Below are 19844 nucleotides of genomic sequence, written 5' to 3'. Positions count from 1 at the left end.
GGCCATCGAGGTCCACCTCCATGATCTCCAGCGGCTTTCCGGCACCAACGGCGACTGCGGCACGCGTTTTCATGAGGCATTCCTCCCAAGGCAATCTTCAAGTTTCAGCTTACGGCAAGCCGTCAACTCTGCCAGGCGATATGAAATCGCCGGCTGCCCGCCGTTTGTGTAAGCCCACAGTCACCTTACCGAGTTCTTTCAAGATGGCCAACTTCCCTTGCGACGTTTTTCGACGCGGTATTCGCAATAGGGGCAAAGCGGGCACGGCGCCCGGCCACTTGAGACACGGCGGGATTGTCCATAGAACTGGACGGCTTCGCCGGAGGAACGACACCCGAATGTTCAAGAAGATCCTGATCGCCAATCGCGGCGAGATCGCCTGCCGCGTGATCAAGACGGCGCGCAAGATGGGGATCGTCACGGTCGCGGTCTATTCGGACGCCGATCGCGATGCCGTGCATGTCGAAATGGCCGACGAAGCCGTGCATATCGGCCCGTCGCCCGCCGCGCAGAGCTATCTCGTCGCAGAAAAGATCATCGCCGCCTGCAAGGAGACCGGCGCCGAGGCGGTGCATCCGGGCTATGGCTTCCTGTCGGAGCGCGCCTCCTTCTGCGAGGCGCTGGAGAAGGAAGGCATCGTCTTCATCGGACCGAAGCCCAAGGCCATCCGCGCGATGGGCGACAAGATCGAATCGAAGAAATTCGCCAGCCAGGCCAAGGTCTCGACCGTGCCGGGCTGGCTGGGCGTCATCGAGAATGCGGACCATGCCGAACGGATCGCCGGCGAGATCGGCTACCCGGTCATGATCAAGGCCTCGGCCGGCGGCGGCGGCAAGGGCATGCGCATCGCCTGGAGCAAGGCGGAAGTGCGCGACGGCTTCGAGCGCGCGCGTTCGGAAGCAAAAAGCTCCTTCGGCGACGACCGCGTCTTCATCGAGAAATTCGTCGTCGATCCGCGCCATATCGAGATCCAGGTGCTGGCCGACGCGCATGGCAACGCGCTCTATCTCGGCGAGCGCGAGTGCTCGATCCAGCGCCGCAACCAGAAGGTGGTCGAAGAGGCGCCGTCGCCATTCCTGGACGCCAAGACGCGCAAGGCCATGGGCGAGCAGGCGGTGGCGTTGGCAAAAGCCGTCGACTACCAGAGCGCCGGCACGGTCGAGTTCATCGTCGACAAGGACAAGAACTTCTATTTCCTTGAAATGAATACGAGATTGCAGGTCGAGCATCCGGTCACCGAGCTCGTCACCGGCATCGACCTGGTCGAGCAGATGATCCGCATTGCCGCCGGCGAAAAGCTCGGCGTCAAACAGAGCGACGTAAAGCTCAACGGCTGGGCAGTGGAAAGCCGCCTTTATGCCGAAGACCCGTTCCGCAACTTCCTGCCGTCGATCGGCCGACTGACGCGCTACCGGCCGCCGCAAGAGGGCACGTTGGGCGACGTCGTGATCCGCAACGACACCGGCATCACTGAGGGCTCCGAGATATCGATGTTCTACGACCCGATGGTGGCAAAACTCTGCACCTGGGCGCCGACGCGACTGGAGGCCATCGACGCCATGTCCGAAGCGCTGGACAGCTTCGTCGTCGACGGCATCGAACACAATATCCCGTTCCTGGCAGCGCTGATGCAGCATCCGCGCTGGCGCGAGGGGCGGCTGTCGACCGGCTTCATCGCCGAGGAATATCCGGACGGTTTCGCGCCGGTCGAGCCCGACAGCGAGGAGAGGGCGGTATTCGCCGCCATCGCCACCGCGATCGAGCTGCTGCGCCGGGACCGGCTCGACCGCCTCAGCGGACGGCTGGCGCCGCATTCGGGCCATCTCAAGCGCGACTGGGTGGTGAAGATCGGCACGCACTATCTTGCCGCCGGCATCGTCGACGGCATGGTTTCGATTCCGATGGAGGTCGATCTGTCGATCGATGGCGGCAAACCGCTGACGGTCGCCTCCGACTGGCGGCCGGGCGACGCGATCTGGCACGGCACGGTCGGCGGCAGCCGCATCGCGGCGCAGGTCCGGCCGGTGCTGAACGGCCTTCGCATCGCCTGGAAAGGCATGTCGGTGACGGCTCAAGCCATGCTGCCGCGCACGGCGGAGCTGGAAAGGCTGATGCCGGAGAAGCTGCCGCCGGATACCTCGAAAATGTTGCTTTGCCCGATGCCCGGCCTCGTCGTCTCGATCGCCGTCGCCGAGGGGCAAGAGGTCAAGGCCGGCGAGACGCTGGCCGTGGTCGAGGCCATGAAGATGGAAAACGTGCTTCGGGCCGAGCGCGACCTCACCGTGGCGAAGCTCAACGCCAAGCCCGGCGACAGCCTGGCGGTGGACGCGGTGATCATGGAGTTCACCTGAGGCGGCGTAGGGGGCGGAAGCCTGTGGTCCGCGATCGATTGTGCTGGACTGGCATCGCTCCGTCCGGGACAATACATCAGCACAGATGAGTCCTTGGGATAGCGCGAAAAAACATGGCGGATGAACGACTTCCACGCGACCCGTTGCAGCGCGAAGCAGCCGTGAAGGCCGCGCGGCCGGAAGCGTCGGCGCGGACCTTCATCCATCTGCGCGTGCATTCAGCCTATTCGCTGCTCGAGGGCGCCCTGCAGCTCGGTGCCATTGTCGGGCACGCGGTCAAGGACGAGGCGCCGGCGATCGCGGTGACCGACACCAACAATCTGTTTGGCGCGCTCGAGTTCGCCCAGAAGGCGGTCAAGGACGGTATCCAGCCGATCATCGGCTGCCAGATCGATCTCGCCTTTTCCGGCGAAGCGAGCGACGCGCAGCGCGACCGCCGCCGGCACGGTCCCGATATGTCGCCAGTCGTGCTGATCGCCGCCAGCGAGGCAGGTTATGCCAATCTGGTTCGGCTGATCAGCAAGGTCTATCTGGAGACGCCGCCCGGCGAGCCGGTGCATCTGACCAGCGCGATGCTTGCAGGCCGTTGCGACGGCTTGATCTGCCTGACCGGCGGCCCGCGCGGCCCGATCGGCAGCGCCTTGAAGGCGGATCGCCGCGACCTTGCCGAGCAGCGGCTGCACTTCCTCAAAGGCCTGTTCGGAGACCGTCTCTATGTCGAGCTGGAACGGGTCGCCGGTTATGACCGCATGGTCGAAAAATCGACCGTCGATCTAGCCTACACCTACCAACTGCCGCTGGTTGCCACCAACGAGGCCTTCTTCTCCAAGCGCGAGGACTATGAGGCTCACGATGCGCTGATCGCCATCGCCGAGGGTTCCGTGGTCGCCGCCGACAACCGCCGGCGGCTTTCGCCCGACAATTTCCTGCGCGGCCAGGCGGAGATGGCGCGGCTGTTCTCGGACCTGCCGGAAGCGATCGACAACACGGTCGAGATCGCGATGCGCTGCGCCTATTATCCGAAGAACCGCAGCCCGATCCTGCCCCGCTTCACCGGCGCCGATGCCGCCGACAAGGATGCGGCGGAGAAGGCGGAGGCCGGCGAGCTCGCGCGCCAGGCGCGCGAGGGCCTGGAGGCGCGGCTTGCCAAGCACGGCCCGACGCCGGGCTATACGGTCGAGCAATATCGCGAACGGCTCGAATTCGAGCTCGGCATCATCGAGAAGATGAAGTTCCCCGGCTACTTCCTGATCGTTGCCGACTTCATCAAATGGGCCAAATCGCAAGGCATTCCGGTCGGGCCGGGGCGCGGTTCGGGTGCCGGCTCGCTGGTCGCCTATTCCACCACCATCACCGACATCGACCCGTTGCGCTTCTCGCTGCTGTTCGAGCGCTTCCTCAACCCGGACCGCGTCTCGATGCCGGACTTCGACATCGACTTCTGCCAGGACCGGCGCGAGGAGGTCATCCGCTACGTCCAGCAGAAATACGGCCGCGACCAGGTCGGGCAGATCATCACCTTCGGAACGCTGCAGGCGCGCGCCGTGCTGCGCGACGTCGGCCGCGTGCTGCAGATGCCTTACGGCCAGGTCGACAAGCTCTCCAAGATGGTGCCGCAGAACCCTGCCAATCCGGTCAAGCTGGCGGACGCGATCGCCAACGAGCCGCGTTTCGCCGAGGAGGCGGAGAAGGAACCGATCGTCCAGACGCTGCTCGACACGGCGCAGAAGCTCGAAGGCCTCTATCGCCATGCCTCGACGCATGCCGCCGGCATTGTCATCGGCGACCGGCCGCTGTCGGAACTGGTGCCGATGTACCGCGATCCGCGCTCGGACATGCCGGTCACCCAGTTCAACATGAAATATGTCGAGCAGGCGGGGCTGGTGAAGTTCGACTTCCTCGGCCTGAAGACGCTGACGGTGCTGGAAACGGCGGTGAAGCTGATCCGGCGGCGCGGCGTCGATATCGATCTTGCCCGCATCCCGCTCGACGATCCCGACACTTACTCCATGCTGTCGCGCGGCGAGGTTGTCGGCGTGTTCCAGGTTGAAAGTGCCGGCATGCGCAAGGCGCTGATCGGCATGCGGCCCGACTGCATCGAGGACATCATCGCGCTGGTCGCGCTCTATCGTCCCGGCCCGATGGAGAACATCCCGACCTACAACGCCAGAAAGCATGGCGAGGAGGAGATGGCCTCGATCCATCCCAAGATCGACCATCTGGTGAAGGAGACGCAAGGCGTCATCGTCTACCAGGAACAGGTGATGCAGATCGCGCAGGAGTTGTCCGGCTACTCGCTTGGCGAAGCCGATCTCCTGCGCCGCGCCATGGGCAAGAAGATCCGCGCCGAGATGGACAAGCAGCGCGAGCGCTTCGTCTCGGGTGCTGTGGAACGCGGCGTCGGCAAGGCGCAGGCCGACTTCATCTTCGATCTCCTGGCGAAGTTCGCCGACTATGGCTTCAACAAGTCGCACGCCGCCGCCTACGCGGTCGTTTCCTACCAGACCGCCTATCTCAAGGCGCATTACCCGGTCGAGTTCCTGGCGGCGTCGATGACGCTCGATATGAGCAACACCGACAAGCTGGCCGATTTCCGGCAGGACGCGCTGCGCCTCGGCATCGAGGTGGTGGCGCCTTCGGTTATGAGCAGCTTCCGGCCCTTCGAGGTCGGCGAGAACAAGATCTTCTACTCGCTGGCCGCTTTGAAAGGCGTCGGCGACGCGGCGGTCGAGCACATCGTCGAGAAGCGTGGCGAGAGGCCGTTCAAGAGCCTTGCCGATTTCTGCGAGCGCGTGGATCCGAAGATCGTCGGCAAGCGTGTCTTCGAGAGCCTGATCATGGCCGGCGCGCTGGACTGCTTCGGGCATGACCGTGCCGTGATGATGGCCGGCGTCGAGCGGATGATGGGGCTGGCCTCGCTGGCGCAGCAGAACGCCATCTCCGGCCAGGCCGACATTTTCGGCGCCTCGCTTGGGAGCCAGTCGCAGGCGCTCAACCTGCCGGCGACCGATCCCTGGCTTGCCGCCGATCGTCTGCACCGCGAATTCCAGGTGGTCGGCTTCTATCTGTCGGCGCATCCGCTCGACGAATACAAGGCCGCGCTCCAGAAGATGCGGGTGCAGAACTGGGCGGAATTTGCCGCAGGCGTTAAACGCGGCGCGACTAATGGGCGGCTTGCGGGGACGGTTACTTCCAAGCAGGAACGCAAGACCCGGACAGGCAACAAGATGGGTGTAGTTCAGTTTTCCGATACGACAGGACAGTATGAGGCGGTTCTGTTTTCCGAAGGCTTGGGGCAATTTCGCGATATGCTGGAGCCTGGTAACTCGGTGGTGATCACCGTTGCGGCTGAGGACCGACCAGAGGGCATCAATCTGCGTATTAACTCGGTTCAATCGCTGGATGATGAGGCGAGTCGTATTCAGAAGGCACTGCGCATCTTTGTCAGAGATGATCGCCCATCTTCTATCATTCAATCACAGCTGAAACAGCGTGGTGACAGTCAGGTTAGCATCATCGTGCTTAAGGGGGAGGCGCAGGGCGAGGTCGAGATCGATCTGGGTCGTTACCGCGTCTCGCCGCAAATCGCATCTGCCATGCGCGCAGTGCAGGGTGTCGTCGAAGTAGAACTGGTATAGGCGCTCCAACTATTTGTTTTCGCACAATTTTGAACGGAAAATGGGTGCACGGTTTTCCTGGAATGCTTTAGCGCGAGGCGTTGCCGCTAGCTCAAGCCTCATCACCCCGCTCCCGCCAAGTACTCGCCGAACACGTCATTCGCTCAACAGCGTATGGCTCTGTATATCTTTGACTAACTTGTTCTTGCTAATGTTGCAGCTAGGCTGCGGAATGTTGGGGGCGTGTGTCCAAGTCGTCAGCAAGGGCTGACGATCGGGCAGGAGCGGGCACGATGGTCGACAAGTCGAATTTCGCGATAGTCCAGACTGATCTCGATGGGCAGCGCGCCGATGATGAAGGGGCTCCTCTCGTGTCGGCCATCATCCCTTGCCTGAACGAAGAGCGCACGCTTGGCATCTGCATTCGCAAGGCTCTCGATGTCTTCGAAAAGCGGGGCATCCAGGGGGAGGTCGTCGTCGGGGACAATGGATCAAGCGACCGGTCAGTCGAGATTGCCGAGTCCCTCGGCGCGCGTGTCGTGCACCAGCGGGTCAAGGGATATGGCGCGGCGATCAGCGCGGCGGCTGAAGCCGCGCGAGGCAAGTACCTCATTATGGCGGATGCGGACGATTCCTACGACTGGAGCGGCCTCGGCGACTTCATCGACGCGTTGGAGGCGGGTGCCGAACTGGTGATGGGTGATCGCTTCGCTGGCGGTATCGAGCCCGGCGCCATGCCTGCGCTGCACCGGTATCTCGGCAATCCGGTGCTTTCAACGATTGCCCGCTGGCTTCACCATTCCCCGGTCCATGATTTTCATTGCGGCATGCGAGGGTTCACCCGCGAAGCGTTCCGCAAGATGGGCGCGCGCTCGCCCGGCATGGAATTTGCCTCGGAGATGGTCATCAACGCGCATCGCGCAGGCCTCGTGATCCGCGAGGTGCCGATCAAGCTCTATCCGGACAAGCGCGGCCGCCCGCCTCATCTGCGCTCGTTCCGCGACGGGTGGCGACACCTGCGGCTGATCGTGGCCCATGCACCCAACACCATCTATCTCATACCGGGGGCGACCTTGCTGGTGGCCGGCATTGCCGGCCTCGCGACCCTCGCCGCGGGACCGGTCCGGATCGGCGGGTGGTATTTCGGAATTCACTTCGTCGCGCTCTCCGCCATGGCGACGCTGATCGGCCTTTCGGCGATCCTCTTCGGCATGCTCGCCAAGGTGGCGATCGCCATCTATCACCCGGTCCATGGTGGCCGAATCGTGCCCTGGCTGATGCGCGGCCGCCCGTTGGAATGGCTGGTCTTTTCCGGTGGCGCGCTCGCGGTGGCCGGCTTTGGCGCGGACGTGCTGCTGGCGCTGCATTGGATTTTCGTGGGCGGCCCGATGGAGCAGTCGGTGCACCTGACCTTCGTCACCACCACGGCCTGCGTGGCCGGCATGTCCATGGTGCTGGCCGGCTTTGTGCTCAAGCTGTTGCTTGATAACCTGGACGGCAGGCGTGCGTTCTGACGGTTCGACTGGCTTCCGGGCGGAAGAGGTAGCTGCGTGATCGAAAAGCCTTTTCTGTCCGTCATCATGCCGGTCCACGAAGGAGCGGCATGGATCGGCGCGACACTTGACTCGCTGGCCGCAGAGCCGACCGATGGCTTGGAGATAATCGTTATCGACAGCAGTCCGACGAGCGCCACCGCGGCCGTTGTCGAGCGATTTGTCCACCGATTGCCCCTTCGGCTGCTTCAGCGAAGGGACCTCGGACAGTGGCAGACGAAGACCAACTTTGGCGTCGAGCTGGCGGCCGCCGATCATGTCTGCATACTCCCGTCGGACGACCTGTGGCTGCCCGGGCGCGTCGAGGCCGTTCGCCGCTGGCTCGCGGATGCGCCGGAAGCCGCGCTTCATTTGGCCCCGACCGCTATCGTTGACCGCTACGGACGGCGAATGGGGCGTTGGAACTGTCCCTTGCCGGCTGACGAGATGCTAAAAGCCGAATTCCTGCTGGAACGGCTGCTCGTGCAAAATTTTGTCTCGGTGCCCGCTCCGATATTCCGCCGAAGCGCATGGCTGGCGTGCGGAGGGGTGGATGAGAAACTTTGGTATACGGCGGATTGGGATATATGGGCGAAGCTCGCCGGTACCGGACCGGTAATCTATCACGACGAGGTCACGACCGCCTTTCGGGTTCACGGCAGTTCGCTGACCGTGACCGGATCGCGTGATGCGAGCGAGTTCCGATCCCAAATGCAGACTGTCCTGGAGCGCCATCTGCCCCGGCTTCCGGCGAGCAGCCGCCGCAGGATAGGGCCCGCCGCCAGGGCGTCGATCAGTGTCAACGTGTCGCTGGCCGCTGCGTCGGCCGGCAACTTGAAGGCCTTGGTTCGTGCGGCCGGTGTAGTGCTGTCGCTCGGGCCGATCGGAATGAGGCGCTATTTGCGCGACTCGCGGTTGCGTGAGCGCGCCGTGTGCCGGCTTCGCGCGAAACTGACAGGGGCTTTCTGACGCCAATGCCCAGCCCTGTCATGAACCCCGGCGAGCAGGTGAAGCTGAAGCGCTATGCGGCTGCTCCCAAAAGACCGCTTTTGGAACGAGGATGGCGATACATGCTGGTGGGGCTGCTGTGCGCCATTGCGCACAACGCCATCATGATCGCGGTCGATCTAGCGGGAGGGCACTACCTGCTGGGCACCGTGGTTTCATTCACGGCCGTTACGCCCCTCGCATACGCACTGCACAGCCGGTTCACCTTTGCCGAGCCTTTTCGTTTGAAAGCATTCGCGCGTTTCGCAGTAGGCGTGGCTGCGGCCTATCCGGTCTCGACAGGCATGATGATCGTTCTGTGTTCCGGCCTCGGTCTTGGTGTTGCGATTGCAACGCCGATTGCCACCGTCGCTCTGTTCGTGTGGAACTTCGTCGCCGCGCACTGGGCCATCCTGCCGCGTCTTTATCTGCGGCCCGCACCTGTGCCGACGACAGCCTCCCGCCCAGGGAACAGCACTCAATAGGAAACGGGGAATAAGAATGTCAGCACCAGGTCAGGTCGCGCGCAGGGTCCTCGGCCGCCATTTCAAGCCGGTCGGCGATGCCTATCGCCGTGTGTTCGTCAACCTCGAGAAAATAGCGGATTTTCTCGACGGCGAATTGCCGAACGGTGCGAAGATGCTGGACATCGGCGGCGGTGACGGCGCCCTTGTCGAGCGGCTTTTAAGTCGACGCCCCGACCTTGCGGTTACGATGTGCGATCCGGCTCCGTCGATCGGCACGTTCCTGAGCAATGCAAATCGAGCGAGGGTTAAACTTTTGCCTGCGACTTATCTCAACGACGTGACCGGGCGCTATGATGCCGTCACGATTTGCGACGTCATCCATCATGTGCCGGTCGAGCAGCGCGACGCGTTCTTCAAATCGCTGGCCGAAAGCTGTGAACGCTGGGCCTGCCGGAAGATCATCCTGAAGGATGTTGAGCCGGGGGGAGTACGCGCCATGCTGTCGCTTCTTTCGGACTGGCACATTACCGGAGACAAGCATGTCGTCTTGTTTTCACGCGCGGACTTCGCGGCCATGGCGCGACGGTATTTCCCAAAGGCGCAGAGAGCATCGGCTGTGCCGGACTGGCCGAACTATTGCGAAGTGTTGAGTTGGTAGGCTCTGAACGGGAATGCCGGCATGGACCTCTTCCTGGAAGCCGGCGTCCTCGGATTCGCTGTTTGCGGGTGAAGCGGCGGCCCGGAATGGCGACAGGGGCGCGCAGCCGCTGCGCCGCGAGGGGTGCGGGTGGCTCAGCCTGAGCCGGTTTGGGGGCATCTTGGACACGCAGGAACGTGCACGCGGATCAAGCCGGCTATTCGGTCTCGGGCAGCGCCAGGCAACGATTTTTCTGTGCGCCCTGATCGCGCTCAAGATCATTTTGCTCTTCACCTTGGCTTGGAACGCTCGCTTCGTCATGGACGAATTCGTCCAACTCGGATGGGCCAAATATTTCTCCAATGGCCTGTTCGGTACGGTCTGGCACGCCAAGGCGGTCGGCTATGCTATCTTCTACGAGATCGCGCACCTGATCGGCTGGGATGCCACGTCCATTCTGCTTGTCGGTCGTATGCAGGCTGCGCTGTTGGCATGCGGGACGATTGCTTTCGTCTACGCGTGCGCTCGAGCGCTAGGAGAGGATCGGATCCGTGCATTGGTCCTCGTCCTCGTCCTCCTCTGCTTCTCGAATTTCATGGAGCGCATTTTTCGCACCATCGCCGAACCGCTGGCGGTGTTCTTCGCCGTGGCTGCGCTGCTGGTCGTCCTGCGGGCGCGCAAATTGAGGGCATGGCCGCTTGTCGCTGCCGGCGCCCTGAGCGGCCTGTCGTTCCTCGCGACGCAGAAATCAATCTACTTCAATCTTGCGCTCGGGCTCGGTCTGGTCGCCGACGCGGCTTTGATGAGACGCTATGCGGCAGGCGTCGCCCGCGGCGCATGGCTCGTGCTGGGATGGACTGTTCCCATAGTCGCCTATTGCTTCATCTTCGGCGGTGCCGACCCTGTTCCCATCGCCAGGAGTCTCCTGTTCGGCCCGCTCGAGATCGCGATGCGCGGCGGCGCCGACTACGGGGGGCTGCGGCGCTTCGTGTTGCAGACGCTCGCGCGCAACTATGTCCTCTATGTCTTCTGCTTCTCCGGCATGGCTCTGTCTCTGGTGCAGATCATGAAGCTCGACGAGCGACGGCGTATCGCGCTGATCTTTTCGGTCGTCGTCACGGTGCTGGTCTTCGCGCACGACCAGCCATGGCCCTACGTGTTCATCATGGCGCTGCCGTTCATGTCGCTATGGTCATTGACACTGCTCGACGGCCTGGCGACCCGTGTGCGGTACCTGCGCGTTGCATGGATAGCGCTCGCCACGGCGATGGCCATCAGCTTCGTTGTCAATCTGCTTTACTTTCGCTTCGACAATGCGGCCCAACTTGAACTGGTGGCGCGCGCAGAGTCGTTGCTCGCACCGGATGAGCGGTATTTCGACGGTATAGGAATGCTGCCCAACCGGATGGAGCCGACAACCTTGTGGCTCGACAAGCACTACGTGCTCGCGACCTTGCGCGAAGGCAAGAACTCCGCGGCCTACAATGTCCTTGGCAAGTCGCCGCCAAAGCTGATCCTGTGGTCCTACCGGATGGACTATATCTATCCGGTGGTCGCGCCCCTGATCGTGAACAGCTACGTCCGTGTCGCGCCCAACCTCAGGATCGCCGGCACCAGACTTCATCCCGGCGAGCGCAAGATTTTCGAGGTTCCGATCGCTGGAAGCTATGCGCTTTACAATGCCGATGGAACGCCCTTGCGAGGCCAGGTCGAAATCGACGGCGCCGTGCTTGATCCGCCATTTCATCTTACGACCGGGCCAAAGACCGTAACATTGCGCAACGGTGCAGGCGAAACATTGCTGCTGCCGGACGGCTCGTACGCCGGACATTTCAAGGCCGGCGGCGACAATGATTTTCTATTCGATGGCGTCTATGACTGAGTACCGCGCGATCGACGAGGTCGACGTTAGGCAATTGTCTCTATAGCTAGGAGGTGGCGACTTCGGCAGGCTGCGGGGCTTTGCGCTGCAGGTTGAGCAGGTTGCCGGCCAGGATCAACGCAGCGCCACCGGCGGTGAAGACATCGATCTGCTCGTTGTACAGCAGCCAGCCGATCAGCGCCGACAAGGGCACGCGCAGGAAGTCCATCGGCGAAATGACGGTCGCGTCGGCGTGGCTGAGCGCGCGGGCCATGCAGAAATGCGAAGACATGCCGGTAAAGGCGACAACGAATATCGACGGCCACAGTTCGATCGCCGGGTTGCGCCAGACATAGAGCGCCGGGACGAGGCCGACCACGGACTGGATGATCAGCATCCAGAAGATGATGCGCACGACGCTGTCGGTTCGCGTCAGCGACTTGACCATGACCACCGAGACACCGAAGCACATCGCGGCTCCCAGCACGACGAGATGACCGGGATCGATCGAGCCGACGCCGGGACGCACGATGATCACCACCCCGATCAACCCCAGCACGATCGCCGTCAGCCTGGGCCGCGACAGCCTTTCGCCAAGAAAGCTCACCGCCAGGATCGCCGTCCAGATCGGGGTCGTGAATTCGATCGAGATCAGCACGGCCAGCGGAATCAAGGTCAGCGCATAGAGCCAGGCGGCCTGGCCAGCATAGTGGACGACGTTGCGGGCGAGGTGGGCGAGAGGACGCTCGGTGCGCATCGCCTTGAAGCCGCCGCTCGTCATCACCAGCGGCAGCAGGATGAAGAAGCCGATCACCGAGCGCAGCTCCAACACCTGAAAGACATTGAGCGCGGCCGTCGCGGTGCGGCCGGCGACCGACATCGCCAGGAACGAGGCGATCGACAGCGCCATCCAGAGCGCGGCCTTGGTGATCGAGGGTGCGGGTGCCATGGGCGCTATTTCGCAAGCCGGACCTTCGACTGCAACCGCTAGCCGATGCATTCGACTGGGCCAGCCCCGGCGGCATCGGAAAGCGGCGTTAAAAAACAGTCACGTTGAAGGCGGAACCTGCGGTCCTTGCAGGCGTTCGAGTCGTAATAGTCGCAGCCATTCGATGCTGGGGGAGACTTCCGATGAAATCGATGATGCTGTTTCTGCTCGCCGGTTGCCTGACGGCAGCGGTGGACGCCCGTGCCGACGATGCCGATTTCCTGCGCTCCTTCCAGGGCAGCTTCGCCGGCAGCGGCACCCTCAAGGTGAGCGCCAGCGCGCCGACGGTGAATATCTCCTGCACCTTCAAATCCGGCGCCACCGCGACCTCGCTGTCGCTCGACGGCAAATGCCGCGGCCTCATCCTGATGACGCGGGCAATCAGTGCCGACCTCAAGGCCAGCGGCGCCGGCTATACCGGCGTCTATATCGGCTCGCGCACGGGACCGGCGCAGTTGAACGGAAGCCGCTCGGGCAACGCCCTCAATCTCGGCATCCGTTGGGCAAAGGAGGTCAATGGCGACCGCAACGCGCAATTGACCGTCGAAAAGACCGGCAGCGACGGCATGCGGCTGACGGTGACCGACACCGATCCGAAAACCGGCAAGACCATGGTGACGAGCCGGATCGATCTGCGGCGCAGCTGATCAGGTCTCAATCCTCGAGCGGCTCGGGCGGATTGGCGCTGCGGCCCTTGCCAAAAGTGTAGCCGGTCTCGACGGCCTTCCTGCCGAACTTGTCGCGCAGCGCGTCGATCGCCCCCTCGGCCAAAGCGCGCTTCCTCGACTGGACGTCGACCAGGTCGGGCGGATCGGCCTTCCCGTCGTCGGAGAGGTCGCTGACGCCGATGCCGAGCAAACGGAACTTCGTGCCGTCGGCCTCGCGGCGCAGCAGGTCGAGCCCGGTCTGGAAAATGCGGTCGGCCAGCCGTGTCGGATCGCCAAGCTGGCGGTTGCGGGTGCGGATCTTGAAATCCTGGGTCTTCAGCTTCAGCACCACGGTGCGCCCGGCAATGCCGGACTTCTTTAGCCGCACCGAGACCTTTTCCGACAGTCCCCGCAGCACCGGCACGAGTTCCGCCAGCGACGCGATATCGGTGTCGAAGGTGGTTTCGGCCGAGACGCTCTTGGCATCGCCGTCAGGGTCGACGCGGCGGTCGTCCTCGCCGCGCGAAAGCCGGTAGAGCCGGTCGCCCATGACGCCGTAACGGCGCATCAGCTCGCCGCGCTCCATGCGCTGCAACTGCGCAATGGTGCGGATGCCGTCGCGCTCCAGCGTTGCGGCCAGCGCCTTGCCGACGCCCCAGATCAAAGTCACCGGCTGTCCGGCGAGGAATGACGGTGCCTCCGCTTCGCCGATGACGGAGAAGCCGCGCGGCTTGCGGAAGTCCGACGCGATCTTGGCCAGGAACTTGCAGTAGGAAAGGCCGGCCGAAACGGTGATGCCGAGCTCCTTTTCGACGGTCTGCGCGAAGCGGGCCAGCACAAGCGCCGGCGGCATGCCGTGCAGCCGCTCGGTGCCGGTAAGGTCGAGAAACGCTTCATCGATCGACAGCGGCTCAACCAGCGGCGTCAGAGCCTGCATCAGCGCGCGCACCTCGCGGCCGACCTGGACGTATTTTTCCATGTTGGGCGGAATGACCACGGCGTCCGGGCAGGCTTCGAGCGCCTTGAACATCGGCATCGCCGAGCGCACGCCCTGGATGCGGGCGATGTAGCAGGCGGTGGAGACGACGCCGCGCCTGCCGCCGCCGACGATCACCGGCTTGTCCTTCAGCGCCGGATTGTCGCGCTTCTCGATCGCGGCATAGAAGGCGTCGCAATCGATATGGGCGATGTGCAGCCGGTAGAGCTCGGGATGGCGCACAAGTCGCGGACTGCCGCAGCGCTCGCAGCGGCGCGTCTCACCGCGCTGCAAAGCCAGGCAGTCGCGGCAAAAACCGTGTTCGGGATTGTTGACAGGAGCCGCCATCGCTGCGAACATAAAGAGAACAAACGCAATGGTACGACAGTGCAGGGCCGGCAACAAGCTTGGCCTGGGGAGAACGTATGAGCACGACCATAGTACCGCTGACCCCTGAGCGCTGGACCGACTTCGAAGATCTCTTCGGCAAGCAGGGCGCCTGTTACGGCTGCTGGTGCACGCATTTCCGGCTGACACCGGCGGAGCGCAGGGCGAGCGACCGCGAGCGCAACAAGGATCACATCAAGGCGCGCATCGAGGCCGGTCCGCCGCCGGGACTTCTGGCCTTCGAGGACGGCAAGGCGGTCGGCTGGATGCAGATCGGCCCGCGCGCCGACGTGCCCGAATGGAACAACCAGGGCAGAGGCTCGGCGCCGGTCGATCCGGCGGACGCCGGCGATCCGAACGTCTGGGCGATCTCCTGCTTCTTCATTCGCGTCAAGGCGCGGGGCAGGGGTATCACCCATCGCCTCGTCGACGGCGGTGTCGCCTTCGCCCGCGAGAATGGCGCCAGGCTGCTGGAAGCCTGCCCGATCGACCTGTCGCGCGATTCGCGCTCGATCGGGCTGTTTGTCGGCTCATCGCGGGTGTTCGAGAAGGCCGGTTTCGAGAGGCTTCTGGAGCGCAAGCCCGGCCGGCCGCTGATGCGGCTGGTGCTTTAGCGGCGCGGGCTTTTGGCGTACAGTCGCCGTCTTGCGGTTGTAACGCTTCTTTCCTACCAGAAGCACGAACGATTTTCGCTTTCCGAGACTGACGGAGAATTGACGTGAAGCGTGTTTTGCCACTTGCTTTTATTCTTGCTTTCAGCCCGGCCGCTTTCGGGCAAACGGTCGATAGCCAGGGCGCAAAGCAGCTTTCCGACAATCTGGCGCGCTATTTCGGCAAGCAGGCATTCGACAAGGGCGTGCTCAAGGTCTCGGCCGAAGGCGGCGCCTACAAAATCACGGTCGACATCAAGGCGCTGGTCAATGCCCTGCCGGATCAGAAGCCGCTGAAATTCGATCTCGCACCCTATGCCTTGATGGTGAAGCCGCGCAGCGATGGATCCTGGGATGTCGCCTCGGATTTCTCGCAAAGCATGGCCTTTGAATTCAACGGGCCGGAAGGCTCGCAAAGCTTGCAGCTCACAGTCAAGGACGGCAAGGGCACCGCCGTCTACGATCCGGGCCTCGCCGCTTTCACCAGCGGCGCCAGCTCCATGGCCGGCATGACGATGACATCGCTGGAAGCCAAGCAGCAGGCGGACGTCACCGCCGGCGCCGGCACCGCGACCATTGCCGCCACCAAGTCGGCCAATGGCGGCGTCGACTTCACGGCGACGCAGAAAGTCTCGAGCTTCGTCGAGACGATCAAGATCGACGATCCCGACAACGGAATGAATTTTCCGCTGACGCTGAGAACGCCGGAGCTGTCGGTGGACGGAAGCGGCAAGGGCGTGCGGACAAAGCCGCTGCTCGACCTGCTTGCCTTTGCCGTGGCCAATGAGGACGAAGCCACGCTCAAGGCTAACCAAGCAGAGCTGAAGACGCTTCTGCGGGCCGCGCTGCCGGTCTGGGAAAGGATCGATGGCACCTACGGCTTCAAGGATTTCGAGGTGGAGAGCCCCGTCGGCAAATTCGGGGCGAAGCAGTTCAGCACCGCGTTCGGCATGGACGGCGTCTCCCAGAACGGCAAGGTCGGCTACACGATCAAGGCCTCCGGCCTGACGATCCCGCAGCAGACACTGCCTGGCTGGAGCGTTGCGCTGCTGCCGACGGATGTCGACCTCAATTTCGGCGGCGCCAATATCGACCTCGACACCATGGCGAAGAAGGCGATCGAAGCCTTTGATCTCAATAAGAATCCGCCGCTGTCGGATGAGTTCGGCGATGCGCTGGTCGCCGATTTCCTGGCCAAGACGCCCAAATTCGTCCTCGGGCACAGCACGGTGAAGAACGGCAGCATCGAGGTCGCGATGGAAGGCGAGATGACGTTTCCGGACAAGAAGCCGGATGCGACCGTGACCGTCGATGTCGCGGGTTACGACAAGATCGTCGAGGCCCTGCAGGAGGGCGCCAAGAGCGACGAGCAAATGGCCCAGGCTTTCCCCTTCGCGCTTGCCGTCAAGGGTTTCGGCAAGACATTGCCCGACGGCCGGCTGGAATGGGTGATCAATGCCAAGGCCGACGGTTCGGTCACGGTCAATGGCGCCATGCTGAAGCCAGCCGATGCCGTTCAGGACGACGGCGCCGGCCAGGATGACGGCTCGGGTCAGGATGGCGGCTCGGATCAGGACGATGATGGTGGCGCAGGAGCGAAGCTGCAGCCCTAGTGCCAGCCTTGTATTGGCCTAGAGTTCAAGCGCGTTGGCGATCTTCGGCGCCGCCTCGCGCCAGTTGTCAACGGCTATGATGTCGTCCGGCGTTGGCGGCAGGAAGGCGCGCAACGTATTGTCGGCCATCAGGTGGAAGAGGTGCGCATCGGCGACCGAATTGCGCGCCGACATCAGATTGGAGGGCTGGTCGTCGACGAAGGCGACTGGCCTGCCCTTGGCGCCGCGCAGCTTGGCGATGGCCGGTCCTTTCGCCATTTCCGTGGTCAGCAGCGGGTAGTTCAGGCCGAGCGCATCGAGATGCGCCCGGCGCACGGCGCGGTGCTTATGCGGCATGGCGGTCAGAAGCACGATCTCGGCACGCTGCCCGAGCGTCGCCAGCGCCTCAGCGGCGCCGTCGGTGATGCTCTGCCAATCGGCCTGCGCGTCGAAGAAGTCGCCGAGAAGGGCCGTGACCTCGGGCTGCTCGATCAGCCTGCCGGATGCCGTCTCGGCGATGTTGCCGGTAAGGCGGAAGGAGGCGAGCGTCAGCTGGAAACCGCGCGATTTCAGGAAGTGCGGAAAGGGCCGGACGAATTCGAGCACGACATCGTCGACGTCGAGCACCAGCAGCGGCCGGTCGTCGGCGGCAAGCTCCTCGATCTGACGCGCGGTCTCGGGATCGTCGCTCATGTCGAGCGCTCGTGGTCGTCGTTGCCGAGCGGCAGGGCGCGCAAGGCCTTGCCGACGGCAGCCGGCGGCGTGCCGGTCTCCTCGGCAAAGCGCAGAAGGGTCGGCTCGTGGGCGAGGATGAACTGCAGCACGCCGGCGAGGAAGCCCGGCTCCGCGGCTGCCTTGCGGATCGACTGCGCCTCGATGCCGGTGATCGCCAGGAAGCGAGGCAAGAGTTCCGGATCGCCGGCGACGAAGCCCAGCGCCCTGATGGCAAGGGTTTCGGCCTCCTCGCGCATTGACGCTGCGTTCGCCATCACTACCTTTTGCTGCTGTGGATGTGAGTCTTTCTTCCGCAGTAATGGCAAGCGTCGCTTGCGGCAAGTCTCAGCCGCTTAAGCCCTGCACCCGCAAGTGGAATCGGTGTGCTTTTCCAACGGCCGGTTTGCGTTTCGTCAATTATATTGACGTAGGGTACATGCGGGTTGGGTGCGATCCGGCAAGGACGCATGACGGCGGTCTTCGGCTCCGGGGACCGTCGGGACGGGAAATTGATGGCTAAGAAGGTCATGATCGTCGAGGACAATGAGCTCAATATGAAGCTCTTTCGGGACCTCATCGAAGCCAGCGGTTACGAGACGGTTCGCACGCGCAACGGCCTGGAAGCGCTTGACCTGGCGCGCAAGCACAGGCCGGACCTGATCCTGATGGACATCCAGCTGCCCGAGGTTTCGGGCCTGGAAGTGACCAAATGGCTGAAGGAAGACGACGAATTGCATTCGATTCCGGTCATCGCCGTCACTGCCTTCGCGATGAAGGGCGACGAGGAGCGCATCCGCCAAGGGGGGTGCGAGGCCTACATTTCCAAGCCGATCTCGGTGCCGCGCTTCATCGAGACGATCAAATCCTATCTGGGCGATGCCTGATGCCGAGCCGGAGCCTTTGAGATGACCGCGCGGATCCTCGTCGTCGATGACATCCCCGCCAATGTGCGGCTGCTGGAGGTCCGGCTGCTTGCCGAATATTTCGAGGTGTTGACGGCCGGCAACGGCCCGGACGCGATCGAAACCTGCGAAAACGGCAAGGTCGACGTCGTGCTGCTCGACGTGATGATGCCGGGCATGGACGGGTTCGAGGTCTGCAAGCGGCTGAAGAGCGACCCGGCGACCTCGCACATTCCGGTGGTCATGATCACCGCGCTCGACCAGGTGTCCGACCGGGTGCGCGGCCTCGAGGCCGGCGCCGACGATTTCCTCACCAAGCCGGTCAACGATCTGCAATTGATGACGCGGGTGAAGAGCCTGGTCAGGCTGAAGTCGCTGACCGACGAATTGCGGCTGCGCGCCTCGACCACACGCAACATCGGCATCGAGGAATTGCTCAGCCGCAACTTCGCGACGGAAGACACCAAGCCCAAAGTGCTTCTGATCGACGAGCGCAGGTCGTCGATCGAGCGCGTCCAGAAGATGCTGCGCGGCAGCGCCGAGATCGATATCGCCACCGATCCGAACGCCGGCTTCTTCCAAGCCGCCGAAACACCCTACGAATGCGTGCTGATCTCGACGGCCTTTGCCGGCTTCGATGCGCTGAGACTCTGCTCGCAATTGCGCTCGCTCGACCGCACCCGCTTCCTGCCGATCATCCTTCTGGCCGATGAGGGCGAGGAGGGGCGTATCATCCGCGGCCTCGAACTCGGCATCAACGACTATCTGACGCGACCGATCGACCAGCACGAACTGACGGCGCGCCTGCGCACGCAGGTGCGGCGCAAACGCTACAACGACCAGCTGCGCGCCAGCGTCACCCAAACCATCGAGATGGCGGTGACCGACGGGCTGACCGGGCTGCATAACCGCCGCTACCTCGACAGTCACCTTGAGACGCTGTTCGACCGCGCCGTGGCGCGGCGGCGGCCGCTGTCGGTGATGATCACCGATCTCGACCGCTTCAAATCCATCAACGACGCCCACGGCCATGACGGCGGCGACGACGTGCTGCGCGAATTCGCCAGGCGGCTGCGCAAGAACGTGCGCGGCATCGATCTCGCCTGCCGGTTCGGCGGCGAGGAGTTCGTCGTGGTCATGCCCGACACCGACGGGCTCGTTGCCGAGAAGGTGGCCGAGCGCATCCGCGCCGAGATCGCACAGGTGCCCTTTGCAATCGGGACCGAGGGCAAGACGATTGAAGTGACGGTCAGCGTCGGCGTTTCGTCGGTGCTGAAGGGAGCGGATACGGTCGCGGCGCTCATGAAGCGCGCCGACCTTGCGCTCTACGAGGCCAAGAGCGGCGGCCGCAACCGGGTTGTCGCCAAGGCTGCCTAAGCGCGTCGTGTTGAAACGGATTTAGGCGGACGCACTTCCACTGCGCACTTTTGGGCGACTTGCGCCAGTCTTTCGGTTTGCGCAGGTCGTTTTCTCAAAAAACCGCCGCACACTTTTGAGCGATACGCATTGTAGAGGCGGCTAATATCCGGTCATCCG

Annotated in this window: 16 protein-coding genes; 12 read left to right on the top strand and 4 right to left on the bottom strand. The window is 63.3% G+C overall.

Going from position 1 to position 19844, the window contains the following annotated elements:
• Positions 1–338: 338 nt before the first annotated feature.
• The 7 genes from RFN30_RS31095 (at position 339) to RFN30_RS31065 (ending at position 11473) form a co-directional block, all read left to right on the top strand.
• The gene (locus RFN30_RS31095; RefSeq protein WP_320265809.1) at positions 339–2351 is read left to right on the top strand and encodes an acetyl-CoA carboxylase biotin carboxylase subunit; all 2013 of its coding nucleotides are present in this window, start codon (positions 339–341) and stop codon (positions 2349–2351) included.
• 113 nt (positions 2352–2464) lie between these two features.
• Positions 2465–5989, top strand: a complete 3525-nt coding sequence (gene dnaE / locus RFN30_RS31090; protein ID WP_320265808.1) for a DNA polymerase III subunit alpha — start codon at positions 2465–2467, stop codon at positions 5987–5989.
• Between the two features lie 272 nt (positions 5990–6261).
• Complete coding sequence (locus RFN30_RS31085) at positions 6262–7482, top strand: glycosyltransferase family 2 protein (RefSeq protein ID WP_320265807.1); 1221 nt, start codon at positions 6262–6264, stop codon at positions 7480–7482.
• Positions 7483–7518: 36 nt separating this feature from the next.
• Entirely contained in the window at positions 7519–8469 is a 951-nt protein-coding gene (locus RFN30_RS31080; RefSeq protein WP_320265806.1) for a glycosyltransferase, read from the top strand.
• 101 nt (positions 8470–8570) lie between these two features.
• Positions 8571–8972, top strand: coding sequence for a GtrA family protein (locus RFN30_RS31075; protein WP_320265805.1), 402 nt, complete (start codon positions 8571–8573; stop codon positions 8970–8972).
• A 91-nt stretch (positions 8973–9063) separates the two neighbouring features.
• Positions 9064–9612, top strand: coding sequence for a class I SAM-dependent methyltransferase (locus RFN30_RS31070; RefSeq protein ID WP_320265804.1), 549 nt, complete (start codon positions 9064–9066; stop codon positions 9610–9612).
• Positions 9613–9625: 13 nt separating this feature from the next.
• Positions 9626–11473: a DUF7055 domain-containing protein gene (locus tag RFN30_RS31065; protein ID WP_320265803.1), complete on the top strand. Its 1848-nt coding sequence runs from the start codon at positions 9626–9628 to the stop codon at positions 11471–11473.
• A 46-nt stretch (positions 11474–11519) separates the two neighbouring features.
• Here RFN30_RS31065 and RFN30_RS31060 read toward each other — a convergent pair whose 3' ends face one another.
• Positions 11520–12401: a DMT family transporter gene (locus RFN30_RS31060; RefSeq protein WP_320265802.1), complete on the bottom strand. Its 882-nt coding sequence runs from the start codon at positions 12399–12401 to the stop codon at positions 11520–11522.
• Between the two features lie 182 nt (positions 12402–12583).
• On the opposite strand from RFN30_RS31060, the gene RFN30_RS31055 reads away from it, so the two are divergent.
• Complete coding sequence (locus tag RFN30_RS31055) at positions 12584–13087, top strand: hypothetical protein (RefSeq protein WP_320265801.1); 504 nt, start codon at positions 12584–12586, stop codon at positions 13085–13087.
• A 7-nt stretch (positions 13088–13094) separates the two neighbouring features.
• Here the strand turns inward: RFN30_RS31055 and RFN30_RS31050 are convergent, their stop codons facing one another.
• Positions 13095–14423, bottom strand: a complete 1329-nt coding sequence (locus RFN30_RS31050) for a DNA polymerase IV (protein WP_320265800.1) — start codon at positions 14421–14423, stop codon at positions 13095–13097.
• Positions 14424–14488: 65 nt separating this feature from the next.
• On the opposite strand from RFN30_RS31050, the gene RFN30_RS31045 reads away from it, so the two are divergent.
• On the top strand, positions 14489–15064 hold the full coding sequence (locus tag RFN30_RS31045) for a GNAT family N-acetyltransferase (protein WP_320265799.1): 576 nt from the start codon (positions 14489–14491) through the stop codon (positions 15062–15064).
• 104 nt (positions 15065–15168) lie between these two features.
• On the top strand, positions 15169–16713 hold the full coding sequence (locus RFN30_RS31040; protein WP_320265798.1) for a YdgA family protein: 1545 nt from the start codon (positions 15169–15171) through the stop codon (positions 16711–16713).
• 18 nt (positions 16714–16731) lie between these two features.
• Here the strand turns inward: RFN30_RS31040 and RFN30_RS31035 are convergent, their stop codons facing one another.
• Both RFN30_RS31035 and RFN30_RS31030 read right to left on the bottom strand, forming a co-directional pair.
• Positions 16732–17385, bottom strand: a complete 654-nt coding sequence (locus tag RFN30_RS31035; RefSeq protein ID WP_320265797.1) for a hypothetical protein — start codon at positions 17383–17385, stop codon at positions 16732–16734.
• The gene (locus tag RFN30_RS31030) at positions 17382–17681 is read right to left on the bottom strand and encodes a DUF3572 domain-containing protein (RefSeq protein WP_320265796.1); all 300 of its coding nucleotides are present in this window, start codon (positions 17679–17681) and stop codon (positions 17382–17384) included. The genes RFN30_RS31035 and RFN30_RS31030 overlap by 4 nt, the downstream gene beginning before the upstream one ends.
• Before the next feature lie 252 nt (positions 17682–17933).
• Between RFN30_RS31030 and RFN30_RS31025 the strand changes: the two genes are divergently transcribed.
• Both RFN30_RS31025 and RFN30_RS31020 read left to right on the top strand, forming a co-directional pair.
• Positions 17934–18290 carry a response regulator gene (locus RFN30_RS31025; protein WP_281061521.1) on the top strand — a complete coding sequence of 119 codons (357 nt, stop codon included), beginning with the start codon at positions 17934–17936 and terminating at the stop codon, positions 18288–18290.
• Positions 18291–18311: 21 nt separating this feature from the next.
• Positions 18312–19685 (top strand): PleD family two-component system response regulator, encoded by a 1374-nt coding sequence (locus tag RFN30_RS31020; RefSeq protein ID WP_320265795.1) that lies wholly within the window; start codon positions 18312–18314, stop codon positions 19683–19685.
• Positions 19686–19844 lie beyond the last annotated feature (159 nt).

The sequence above is a fragment of the Mesorhizobium dulcispinae genome (genome assembly GCF_033977345.1).
Taxonomy (GTDB): Bacteria; Pseudomonadota; Alphaproteobacteria; order Rhizobiales; family Rhizobiaceae; genus Mesorhizobium; species Mesorhizobium dulcispinae.
This window is presented reverse-complemented; position numbering and strand designations above follow the sequence as displayed.